This window comes from Paenibacillus sp. FSL H7-0714, from assembly GCF_038003765.1.
Lineage (GTDB): Bacteria > Bacillota > Bacilli > Paenibacillales > Paenibacillaceae > Paenibacillus_AQ.
Genome location: NZ_JBBOPT010000001.1, coordinates 6,903,897 through 6,915,788, shown reverse-complemented (window position 1 = coordinate 6,915,788; position 11,892 = coordinate 6,903,897). Strand labels below are relative to the sequence as shown.

11 protein-coding genes are annotated in these 11,892 nt (G+C 44.0%); 7 read left to right on the top strand and 4 right to left on the bottom strand.

Features of this window, described 5'->3' with window-relative positions; translation table 11 throughout:
* Window positions 1–15 precede the first annotated feature (15 nt).
* Complete coding sequence (gene hmpA, locus NST34_RS31120) at window positions 16–1,221, top strand: NO-inducible flavohemoprotein (protein ID WP_341129433.1); 1,206 nt, start codon at window positions 16–18, stop codon at window positions 1,219–1,221.
* Between the two features lie 61 nt (window positions 1,222–1,282).
* Here hmpA and NST34_RS31115 read toward each other — a convergent pair whose 3' ends face one another.
* Complete coding sequence (locus NST34_RS31115) at window positions 1,283–2,389, bottom strand: PdaC/SigV domain-containing protein (RefSeq protein WP_076284954.1); 1,107 nt, start codon at window positions 2,387–2,389, stop codon at window positions 1,283–1,285.
* 182 nt (window positions 2,390–2,571) lie between these two features.
* On the bottom strand, window positions 2,572–3,423 hold the full coding sequence (locus NST34_RS31110; RefSeq protein WP_076284953.1) for a metallophosphoesterase: 852 nt from the start codon (window positions 3,421–3,423) through the stop codon (window positions 2,572–2,574).
* Between the two features lie 91 nt (window positions 3,424–3,514).
* On the opposite strand from NST34_RS31110, the gene NST34_RS31105 reads away from it, so the two are divergent.
* From NST34_RS31105 to NST34_RS31095, 3 genes are all read left to right on the top strand, one after another.
* Window positions 3,515–4,351: a methyl-accepting chemotaxis protein gene (locus NST34_RS31105; RefSeq protein ID WP_443189833.1), complete on the top strand. Its 837-nt coding sequence runs from the start codon at window positions 3,515–3,517 to the stop codon at window positions 4,349–4,351.
* Between the two features lie 78 nt (window positions 4,352–4,429).
* Window positions 4,430–4,708, top strand: coding sequence for a hypothetical protein (locus NST34_RS31100; protein WP_076284951.1), 279 nt, complete (start codon window positions 4,430–4,432; stop codon window positions 4,706–4,708).
* A gap of 148 nt (window positions 4,709–4,856) precedes the next feature.
* Window positions 4,857–5,969, top strand: coding sequence for a nitric oxide synthase oxygenase (locus NST34_RS31095; protein ID WP_076285075.1), 1,113 nt, complete (start codon window positions 4,857–4,859; stop codon window positions 5,967–5,969).
* A gap of 58 nt (window positions 5,970–6,027) precedes the next feature.
* Here NST34_RS31095 and NST34_RS31090 read toward each other — a convergent pair whose 3' ends face one another.
* Window positions 6,028–6,669, bottom strand: a complete 642-nt coding sequence (locus tag NST34_RS31090) for a TetR/AcrR family transcriptional regulator (RefSeq protein WP_341129432.1) — start codon at window positions 6,667–6,669, stop codon at window positions 6,028–6,030.
* Between the two features lie 188 nt (window positions 6,670–6,857).
* Between NST34_RS31090 and NST34_RS31085 the strand changes: the two genes are divergently transcribed.
* The 3 genes from NST34_RS31085 (at window position 6,858) to NST34_RS31075 (ending at window position 9,990) form a co-directional block, all read left to right on the top strand.
* A complete protein-coding gene (locus tag NST34_RS31085; protein ID WP_076284950.1) occupies window positions 6,858–7,610 on the top strand; it encodes an SDR family NAD(P)-dependent oxidoreductase in 753 nt (250 codons plus the stop codon).
* 181 nt (window positions 7,611–7,791) lie between these two features.
* Entirely contained in the window at window positions 7,792–8,478 is a 687-nt protein-coding gene (locus NST34_RS31080; RefSeq protein WP_341129615.1) for a helix-turn-helix domain-containing protein, read from the top strand.
* A gap of 96 nt (window positions 8,479–8,574) precedes the next feature.
* Window positions 8,575–9,990, top strand: coding sequence for a hypothetical protein (locus NST34_RS31075; protein WP_341129431.1), 1,416 nt, complete (start codon window positions 8,575–8,577; stop codon window positions 9,988–9,990).
* A gap of 63 nt (window positions 9,991–10,053) precedes the next feature.
* Here the strand turns inward: NST34_RS31075 and NST34_RS31070 are convergent, their stop codons facing one another.
* Window positions 10,054–11,544 carry a peptide MFS transporter gene (locus NST34_RS31070; protein WP_076298016.1) on the bottom strand — a complete coding sequence of 497 codons (1,491 nt, stop codon included), beginning with the start codon at window positions 11,542–11,544 and terminating at the stop codon, window positions 10,054–10,056.
* Window positions 11,545–11,892 lie beyond the last annotated feature (348 nt).

Sequence of the window (11,892 nt, the reverse complement as noted above, 5' to 3'; positions counted from 1 at the left end):
AGAGAGGGTATTCATATGTTAGATCAACAAACGATTGCTATTATAAAATCAACAGTTCCTATATTACAGGTTCATGGAACAACCATTACTACGACGTTCTATGGCATGTTATTTGAAAACCATCCAGAGCTATTAAATATATTTAATCATGCCAATCAGCGGCAAGGCAGACAGCAGACAGCGCTTGCTAACGCAGTCCTAGCGGCGGCTATGAATATTGATCAACTAGGGAATATCTTACCGGTGGTAAAACAGATTGCAGAGAAGCATCGAGCACTGGGTGTATTACCTGAGCATTATCCGATCGTGGGTGAGACGTTGTTAGCTGCGATTGGACAAGTACTTGGCGATGCGGCAACACCGGAAATTATAGATGCATGGGCCAAAGCCTATGGTGTGATCGCAGATGCTTTCATTGGTGTGGAAACAGAAAAGTATCGTGAAGCTGCGGAAGCTCCGGGGGGCTGGAGTGGATTCAGAAACTTCGTCGTCACTCGGAAGGTTAGTGAAAGTGAGCATATTACTTCCTTTTACCTGTCTCCAGAGGATGGAGGAGCTATCTCCTCTTATTCCCCTGGCCAGTACATCACGGTTCGTGTTCAGCCCGAGGGGGAAGAATATTCCCATATTCGCCACTACAGTTTGTCCAGTGTTCCGGGACAGGCGTATTACCGTATCACTGTTAAACGGGAAGGTGAAGGGATAGACAGACCTGCGGGCGTCGCATCCACTTATCTGCATGATTTCGTCCAAGTGGGCTCTATATTAGAAGTGGGCTCTCCAGCGGGCGATTTCGTACTGGATCAGCGCAGTGACACTCCGGTGGTTCTAATCAGTGGGGGTGTAGGCTTAACCCCAATGGTAAGTATGCTGGAGACAATAGTTGCTGCACAGCCAGAACGCGAGGTAACCTATATTCATGCAGCCATCAATGGAAGTTTGCATGCTATGAAAGATAGGGTGGCAGATTTAGCACAATCTCATTCTTCTCTTCGGTCCTATGTATGTTATGAATCTCCAAGAGAAGGCGACAAGTGCAATAGATCTGGTTACATTGATCTTTCTTGGCTTCAAGAAATAGCAGATGTGACCTCTGAATTCTATTTCTGTGGGCCGACCCCATTTATGAAGGTCATATATAAGGCGCTCAAGGAATGGCGGGTACCTGATGACAGAATTCATTTTGAATTTTTTGGACCTGCCGGCAGTTTAGAAGAATAATATAGATAACAAAAAGCGCCTTAGCCGATTGGCTGAAGCGCTTTTTGTTTTGCGTTAGTGTTTATTTGAAAGAAGCAAATGGATCGGTGCCTTTAGGCAGTATTGAACTGAAATTAAAGGTGTAGGTAGGAATTCCAGCTGCATAAGGTGCGATTTCATATTGTTGATAGAAGATAGCTAAGCCACTTTCACTGACGTAGAAGGCTGGTTTATCTGTGAGACCACCAGTTGACTCCGGAAAAGCAATATCCTTGGTGCTTTCCTTCAACATTTTATCTAGTTTTTGTTTGTAGTTTGGTTCTGCCTTTAGCAGGTCTTTAAGCTCTATCTTCTTACCATCCTTCAGCGAGAAGGTATGTCCCTCGCGCATGGTACCGCCGTGTGCTCCACCGCTGTAACCATATTGATCGACTACAATACTAAGTACGCCTTCACGGTTAAAGGTGACAACATAAGTTTGAGAGTAGTCATATTTATTCTCTATTGTACCATCTCTGCGGCTAGCCTCTTTTTCGCTTTCTGATGCGAATAGTTCAGCCTCTTTTTTGAAGGCAGCATTAATCGTGTTTTGTACTTCATCTGTCAGACCGCTGATCTTTGGATATTGTACTTTAATACTAGCATTCTTATTGCTCTTGTCTAAGGAAACAGAGGTGATCTTGATGTCATTCATCACCTTTTTGCTAAGTTCAAGCGATTTCTGGGCTGGATTATATACGCCTTGAACACCTAAATAATCATTCAACAGTTTGAATGGAACATATAAGCGGTCGTTGATCATCTTCACTTCATGATTTCCGGTCATGCTATAAATGTAATATCCGTTCAAATCGGTACTGACGCCATAGTCAGAGACCTCCATGTTAAGCTTCACCGAGTCACTACTTACACTGTAAGTCTTTGTGGTTGAATTGTATTGAATAGCAAGGCCGAAGGCATCACGCAATACGGTTAAAGGGATCATCGTATTTCCGTCTACGATTTTTCCTTGCTGCGTTAAGACTTGGCCTTTATATTTAAGCGCCACAGAAGGCTGCTGAACAGCTTGATTGACGGTTTTTGTACCGGTAGTTGCAGCTTGAACAGAATTCCCTCCGATGAGTCCAGTACCTCCAAATAATACTCCAGTTGCTAATACAGCAGACGTCCATTTCATAGTTTTGTTCATGATTTAATTTCTCCTCTCCAATGATGGGCTTATGTAGTTCATTATGATTTTTGATGTTATCTATCACTCCTACAATTATACCTAGGCCCCAAATAGATTTGATTACAAACACGGTTACAGTGTTGTTGCATAGACGTGCAAAAGGTATATACTTTTTAACCATTTATTAATTTTTGACACAATCATGAGGACTTTAAAGTAATTACGGTAAGCTCGGGACGACAATTAAAACGTACAGGCATACGAGTCACTCCAATTCCGCGTGTGGTGTAGACCTGGAGTCGACTATCTGGGAGCTGGTATAATCCGCTTGAATATTTACTGCCGTGCGGCGGGGTATACAAGGCACCTACAAATGGGAGACGCACCTGTCCTCCGTGACTATGGCCGGACAATTGCAGATCTATGGGAAGATCACTGTATTCATCGGCAAAATCAGGCTCGTGCGCAAGGAGTAGAGTACATGCCTTATCAGGGATATGGCGTAGCGCCTGATGAATATCTGCTTTGCCGACCCACGGATCATCCACTCCAGCTAGATAAAGCGCCTCCGCATCTTTTTTTAAGACAATATGTTCATTATGAAGTACGTGGAATCCAGATTGCGTTAACCCTTTCGTCACAGCTTTCCTAGTGCCAAAAGCATCGTGGTTACCTAACACAGCATATTGTCCAAAGGGTGCCCGCAACTGTGAACAGATGTCCACAGCCTCAGAAATATAATCGACAGAATGATCTAGTAGATCCCCTGTGAAGCAGATCAGATCTGGATTTACATGTTGAATTTGCTGTACTAACTCTGTTAAGGCTTCGGACTTCGTATACACGCCTAAGTGTAAATCACTGAAATGAACGATACGAAATCTATCGAATGCTGGAGGGAGTAGACGAAGCTTTATATCTATATGTTTAACTTCAAGCCAGTAGGGCTCAACCCAGTGTGAATAAATGCCGGATGCACTTGCGGTTCCAAGCAGCCCGAGCGACACTTGAGCACTTTTCTTCAGAAATTGGCGTCTGCTAATAGTATTCATAAACAAATCATACGTGGGGATTGTTACTCTACTATGACAATATTCATTTAATAACCCATTGTGACGATAAAACTACATATACATTTTTTATATGGGAGATGAAGAGATGAGTATTATCGATGCCTTAGTCCTCGCAGCACCTTATTTCAAAAAGATTCACTCGCAGGATATTATGATTGGAATCACGGACAGGGAGATCTTCCATTATTACGCACCAAGTAAAGTTATTGATCTCGGATTGGTTAAGGGTAACCCTATCCCTCCTGAAGATCTGTCGCTTTCAAATGGACTGAAAGGTATAGCAAGCTCTAACCGAATCCCAGCAGAAATTTATGGAGCTCCTGTTATCTCAACATGTGTACCTATCTACGGAACGGATGATGATGTAATCGGGGTTTTTGCCATTGCCTATACACTAGAGAACGAGAATAAGCTTGAAGGATTCACAGATGAGATTAATGAGATAAGCAGTCATCTAATGGAGATGGTGCAGAGCGTAGCTGCCCAATCTCAGGAATTATCAGCTACTTCGCAGCAAATATTAGATAATACGCGTAGAGCCGTAACGGAATCACAAGAAGTGAATAAGGTTGCCGGCTTCATTCGTGAGATTTCTGAGCAGACGAACCTGCTTGGGCTGAATGCGGCAATCGAAGCCGCGCGTGTAGGAGAGCAAGGGGCAGGTTTTGGGGTGGTTGCTACTGAAGTGCGCAAACTGTCCGTTAACACTAAAGAAGCAACCCATAATATTGAAAAATCACTGAGTGATGTTCAAAAGTCCATTAAGCAAATGGAGCAAGAAATTGAAGCGATCTCTGCTTCTTCACACGCACAAGCAGAATTGGTCACTGAATTCAGCGGGGTAATTGAGCGCTTGAATAAGGCCAGCAAAGAAATGACTACTTTCATGCAATCCATCATCCAGTAGGGTGTATGCATAAAGTTACTTATCCTAAACCATGCTAGAAGAGAACAGGCGCATTTCAGAAGGGAGCGAATTTCATTTATGAAACAACCCGATTCCAGTCTGCAAGCGAACGACAATGTAACTCAAGCCAAAAATGCTTTAGGCAAGCTTCATTTCTCTGTCTCTCAGGCGCTTAGTCATCCAACAGAACAGACTTTGGCACAGGCTGAGAACCGTTTGGCGCATACCGAACAGGCGGTAGAGCAAGCTCGTGCCTCGTTAGGTCCCCAAGGTGTGGAGTTGGCTGAAGAACTGCTGGCCGAGGATAAGAGCAGGCTTGCTGCATTGAAGACGCAAGGGAAACGTTCAGAACGCTAGATGTTCCTGCTACAACCCGTGAAGCGAATAAGCTTCACGGGTTGTTCTCATGTGCTATTCCCCTAAGGATGTAGCTTAGGAGTGTGGGTGGTATACTGGAACGAGAGTTCTAGCATGGCTTAGATGGAGGATAAAGGATATGAATGGCATGCACATCGAAGAGTTAACCCGGCAGGCGGAGGCTTTCATTCGACAATGTTACGCTGAACTTGATAAGACTGAAGCTGAGATGGATCAACGCATCCAAGCCGTACGAGAAGAAATTAATCAATCCGGGAGTTACACACATACAACGGAAGAGCTGGCTCATGGGGCGAGAATGGCTTGGCGAAATAATAGCCGCTGCATTGGCCGCCTCTTTTGGCAATCCATTGAGCTGATGGATGAACGTCTGGCAGAGACCGAGGAGGATATTGCTGAAGCTTTGCTGCGACATCTGGAAAAGGCGAATAATGGAGGACGGATTCGTCCACTTATCACAGTCTTCCGCAGCGGGGAAGCTCCTGATCGGAGAATCCGGATTTGGAACCATCAATTGATTCGTTACGCGGGATATCCTGGTGATGCTGAACATGAACGCGCTGGTGATCCGGCATCGGATGAATTTACGAAAGTGTGCCAACAACTAGGCTGGCAGGGAACAAGGGGCAATTATGATGTATTGCCGCTAGTGATCAGCATAGGTAATGGGCACCCCCATGTATTTCCTATTCCTCAACACCTCATTCAAGAGGTACCGTTAACTCATCCTGAAATTGAACGTTTTGCGGAGCTTCAGCTTCGCTGGTATTCTGTGCCGATCATTTCGGACATGCAGTTGGAGATTGGCGGGATTCTATACCCTGCGGCTCCTTTTAACGGCTGGTACATGGAGACCGAAATTGGCTCACGTAACTTAGGGGATACTGGAAGATATAACACTTTGCCGGCTGTAGCTGATCTGATGGGACTTGACCGCTCCAGTAACACAACGCTTTGGAAGGATCGGGCGCTTCTTGAGTTGAATCGTGCAGTACTGCATTCCTTTAAGCAAGCTGGGGTCAGTATCGTTGATCACCATACAGCAGCTGATCAATTTGTGAGATTTCAAGAGCAGGAGCAGGGACATGGACGTCAGGTTTCAGGACGCTGGTCATGGCTGATCCCCCCTATGTCTCCGTCGTCTACACCGATTTGGCATGACAGTAAGCTGAAAGAATATGATTACAGCCCTCGTTTCCTTTATCAGCGATCACCTGTGGCCACCTGTCCTTTTCACTAGCAATCGAATTTATGATCAAAAAAGCGCCAAGTTCCCCTCATAAGGAAACTGGCGCTTTTTAGGCTTTTAAATGCTCTAGAAAGATTTGTTTAAGAAGCTCAAGCTGCTTGTCGGAGTCTAAATCCGATTCTAGCAGGAGGATGTTCTCTTTCATCGTTAGCTTTCTGGAAAAGAGAGTAAAGCTGTTCATCAGCGTGATTAAGGTCTCTTTCACAGGGAGATCGGCGCGAATAGAACCGTCTTCTACCCCATTTTGAATGATCCTGGAGTACTCATGCCAAATCTTGCGGTTTAATGCATTGAAATCCAGAACGTCCTCAACAGGCTCATTTAAGTGAGAGGCGTAGCTTTCAAAATTGACCATAAAAATAATGCTTAAATGATTTTGATCCTGAATAAAGAAGTCAAATAACATCTCGATCTTTTCGAGACAGGTAAGTGGCAAGTCAGCTACATGCTTAAAGTAATCGAGCATTGGCTCTAGCATCCGGGTGGCCACCGCCACGATGAGCTTTTCTTTTCTAGGAAAATATCGAAACAGCGTCGCAATCCCTATATTTGCTTCGCTTGCGACATCCTGCATCGTCGACTTTTCAATTCCTTTTTGCGAAAATATTCGTTCTGCGGATTCGAGAATCGTATATAATCGCTGCTGTTTACCGTCGGATCGTTCTTTTTCATAGCGTGCTTTAGGATTCATGAGGGATAGACCCTTCCATTTTTTAATTAGGTTCTTTAATTATTAGTATTATATCCACCGTTTATTGGATTAAGCAAGGAGAGGTTGTAGTTATTTCGTAAAAATGATATGATGAATATCACAGTAATAGTGTGACTATCATCACTCGAATTATTATATCACAATACGATTATAGAGGAGACTTAATTATGAATCGTCTAACTAATAAAGTAGCAATTATTACAGGTGCAGGCAGCGGCATGGGTCGTGAAGAAGCCCTTTTATTGTCCAAAGAAGGTGCTACAGTTGTAGCAACTGATATTAACGAAGCTGCTGTACAAGCAGTTGTAAAAGAAATCGAAGCCAATGGTGGACAAGCCGCAGCTTATGCACATAATGTAGCTTCCGAAGAAGACTGGATCAAAGTTGTAGAAGATGTGATTAGCAAATTTGGAAAAATCGACATCCTGGTAAATAACGCAGGGATCTCGTTCCCAGTTCAATTGCTTGAATCCACTGTTGATCAATGGAACAAAGTAATGAACATTAATGTAAGCAGCGTATTCCTTGGGATGAAACATGTTGTTCCTCAAATGAAGAACAATAAAGGTGGTTCCATCGTCAATATCTCCTCCATCGCAGGTTTGACTGGCAGCAGCGGTGCTGGCGCTTATACAGCTTCTAAAGGTGCCGTTCGTATGCTGAGTAAAGCAGCAGCTGTAGACTTTGGTAAAGATAACATTCGCGTGAACTCTGTTCACCCAGGATTTATCGAAACTCCAATGAGTGCTGAATTTGTAAATGATGAAAGAATGCATAGCTTCTTTATGTCCCAGACTGCATTGCCACGCGTTGGACGTGCTTCTGAAGTAGCTGAAGCTGTATTGTTCTTGGCTTCCGATGAAGCTTCTTACATTACAGGTGTTGAGCTGCCAGTTGATGGCGGAGTCGTGGCTAAATAATAAATTTCTAAATAGGCAACACTAAGAAAGCCGTCTCATGCGTAGATGTTATCTATGCGTGGGGCGGCTTTTTGCGTTCTAGGCGTCTCGATAAGCACTCAAGTAACGCTTGATATACAAAATTAATAGTAATAGATACACTGAAACCATCATAAATGAGGAGGAGATTTCAGTGTTCGATATGTTAAAGGTAGGCAAGAATATCGCTGATTTAAGAAAGCAGACAGGGATGACTCAGATGGGGCTTGCCGATCAACTTGGCATTAGTTATCAGGCGGTTAGTAATTGGGAACGAGGAGAGACTATGCCGGATGTTTCTAAGCTTCCCCAGCTGGCCGAAATTTTTAATGTGAGCATTGATGCAATCCTTGAAAAGAGCAAATCGACACAGATAGTAGTAAATGTACTCGAAAATACCACAGAACAATTTTTAAATCATAATGAGCTTTCAGTAGCCGAAATTTCCGAAGTTGCGCCTATTCTTCTTACGGAACATGTGAACGAGGTATTTGAATATGTGAAGGATCCAGTATCGATACAAGATCTGCTATCCATCGCTCCATTTATAAGCGAAGAAGTACTAGATGAGTGCGCAAAAGTTGCCTTTGAGCGAGAAGGAATTCATGCGCTGTTGTCTATTGCTCCGTTTATAAGCGATGAGATGCTGGATGAGTGTGCAAGAAGTACCTTTGAACGAGAAGGCATTAACGCATTATTGTCTATTGCTCCTTTTTTAAGTGACGAGGTACTAGATGAGTGCGCTAGAAGAGCTTTTGAACAAGAAGGGATAAAAGCCCTCGTGTCTATCGCACCATTTATTAGCGACGAGGTGATGGATACATTAGCAAAAGCGTCTCTTTCTATTTAAATGATAAACATTTAATGGCCCATTTCTACCGAACATTAGCCTACAATTCTGCATAACATATAGCACTTGTAAGCAGGAGAAGGGTGTGGTTCAGAGATGGGCATCCAATTAACAGCGCTCCATTATGTATATTTGGCATTCATCGTGTTCATTATGGCACTTCTGATTAAGCGGCGGGATACAACGATGATCTGTATTGCAGGCATCTTTGTATTAGGCTGGCTCGCGACAGAAACGGTTAGTGGTTCTGTCACAGGCGTATTCAACTCTTTTGTATATGCAACTAAGGAGCTAATGGGTACGATTATGATTATTTCGATCATTGTAGCCATGAGCAGAGTTTTAACACGTACCGGAATAAACGAGACGATGGTTGCCCCGCTTACACGTTTTTTACGTACGCCGTTTATGGCATTTTGGGGCATTGGCTTGATTATGATGGTGACATCATGGTTCTTCTGGCCTTCGCCAGCAGTGGCTCTGATAGGGGTTGTGCTGCTGCCCGTTGCTATTCGCGTAGGATTGCCTGCACTTGGAGCAGCGATTGCGATGAATCTATTCGGTCATGGGATTGCGCTGTCGAGTGATTATATTATTCAAGGTGCACCTAAATTGACGGCAGATGCGGCAGGACTTCCGGTAAGCAGTGTCATGGAAGCGAGCATTCCGCTTGTTATAGTGATGGGTGTAGTCACTACGGTAACAGCTTATTGGATGATGCGACGAGATCAGAAGAACGGTACTTGGCGAGACGGACTTATTTCCGGGAAAAATGCCGCGAATGCGCTAGCTGCAGACAGTGAGGCGGTCGAGGGTCAAGCGGTGATTCCTCCCACACTGAAAAAATGGCTGGCGATCGTTATCCCACTCCTGTTTCTAGCTGATGTAGCAGGCATGTTCCTACTGGATTTACAGGGTGGAGACGCAACGGCCTTAGTTGGCGGGACTGCTGTATTTATCTTGGTTGTAGTAACAATGCTCGCACATCGTAATAAAGGACTTGAGCAAGTCACCACATATCTGATCGATGGGCTTACGTTCGGCTTTAAAGTATTCGGTCCAGTAATTCCAATTGCGGCATTCTTCTATCTGGGAGATTCGGCCTTTGCTGAATTGTTTGGTAAAGTCTTACCTGCTGCATCTCAGGGAATTGTTAATGATCTAGGGGTTGCTCTGGCGCATAATGTACCTCTAAATGGTGCTGTAGGTGCTGTGACCGCTACCATAACAGGGGCCATTACGGGCCTTGATGGTTCAGGGTTCTCGGGAATCTCACTTGCGGGGTCCATCGGAAAATTGTTCGCTGTTGCCACACATTCCGACGCAGCTACTTTAACTGCACTCGGTCAGGTATCTGCCATTTGGGTTGGCGGGGGGACGCTAATCCCATGGGCATTGATTCCAGCCGCCGCCATCTGCGGCGTAAGTCCATTTGAGCTCGCTAGACGCAATGTTAAACCGGTGCTGATTGGGCTGATAGTTACAACAATTGTTGCTATGTTTCTGGTGTAGAACTAGCTTAGAATATTGACTCAAAAAAAGGCTGCCGAGACTAATCTCGACAGCCTTATATGTTTATCGAATACCCTTCATGAAATTCTGAATCTTAGGAGAGAACAGGAAGAGAATTAACGCGAGCACAATGGCTACTCCGCCGATAACTCCGAAGTACAGCATCTCGGTATCCGGGGTATAGAACTTCACAATCTGAGCATTAATAGCTTGCGCAGCAGCATTGGACAAGAACCACATACTCATCATCTGAGCGGTAAAGGCAGCTGGTGCCAGTTTGGTTGTTGCTGATAAGCCAACAGGTGACAAGCATAGTTCCCCAATGACGACGATAAAGTAGCTGAGAACCAGCCATAATGGATTCACCAGTGAATTGGCTCCACCGAAGTAAGCCGGTACCAGAATTACTAGGAAGGACAGACCGGCAAACAATAAACCAAGCGAGAACTTTTGTGGAATCGTTGGTTGGCGGTTACCGAGCTTTAACCAAAGCCATGCAAATGCAGGTGCAAGGGCGATAATAAACAGCGGGTTAAGCGATTGGAACCAAGCTGGAGAAATGTGTATGCCTGCAAAGTCCAATTGGGTACGCTTATCAGCAAAGCTTGCTAGAACTGTTGAAGTTTGTTCCTGAATCGCCCAGAACATAATCGAAGCAATAAATAAAGGGATGTACGCGAGAATCCGTGATCGCTCTACAGCTGTTGTTTTGGGACTGCGGTACATCACAATGAAGTACATTGTAGGAATAAGTAGCCCTAACACCCCTACGATTTTAATGAATGTCTCAAAGGTGAGTATTCCAGTAAGAATGCCGACCGTAACTAATACAGCAAGCACAACTAGTCCAATGCCAATCCAAGTAAATAATTTTTTCTTTTGTTCGGCTGGAATCGGGTTGCGTACAATCGTACCTGCCAGACCTAGATTTTTGGTGCGAGTCACTACGTAAACAACTAATCCAATAAACATGCCCACCGCGGCAATCGAGAAACCGAGATGGAAATTATTCATACCTACAGCGCCTACAATCAGTGGAGAGATGAATCCGCCGAGATTAATACCCATATAAAAAATGCTGAAAGCAGCGTCGCGGCGGTTATCTTGTTCGCTGTAGATTTCGCCTACAATACTTGATACATTGGGCTTAAGAAGTCCGGTTCCAAGCACGATCATAATCATCGAAGAAAAGAATAGCGTGGCATTTCCCGGTATCGCCAGTAAAATATGCCCAAACATAATTAGAACGCCGCCGTAAAAGACAGCCTTCGAAGTCCCGAAAATCCGATCCGCAAGCCATCCACCTATAATTCCAGACATATATACGAGTGATCCATAGATAGACATAATCGAAAGGGCCATATCCTCTGGAAATCCGAGCCCGCCTTTGCTTACTTCATAATACATGTAGTAAACAAGGATCGCTCTCATGCCATAATAGGAAAAACGTTCCCAAAATTCAGTAAAGAAGAGTGTGAATAGTCCCTTGGGATGTCCAAAAAATCCGGTTTGTGGGACACTATCTACAATTTTTTGCCTGTCTGTTGCTGACATGAATCAAATCCCCCTTGATGCTAATTGCTCTTTTCATGAAGTTAACGCAACTCTACACTACCTTAATATTTATAATACCCTCATGAGGAAAATCACAACCCTTTGGCGAGAAGGTTCTGAATAACGTCATATTTTTTAGTAATATTTCCAGTGGGAATTTATAATTAACTTTTATTGTATTTTTCATTCAGGATGAGACGCTGTATTTAACCAAAGAACCTGTGATCCTAAACGGTGGTAAATACGAGCGTTATTTGGGTTAAATTCCCACTAATCCATTTGAACAAGGGTGTGAAAGATAGAATAAAAGGCAAACTTATGATACTATTTACTCCTATATAGAAAGAG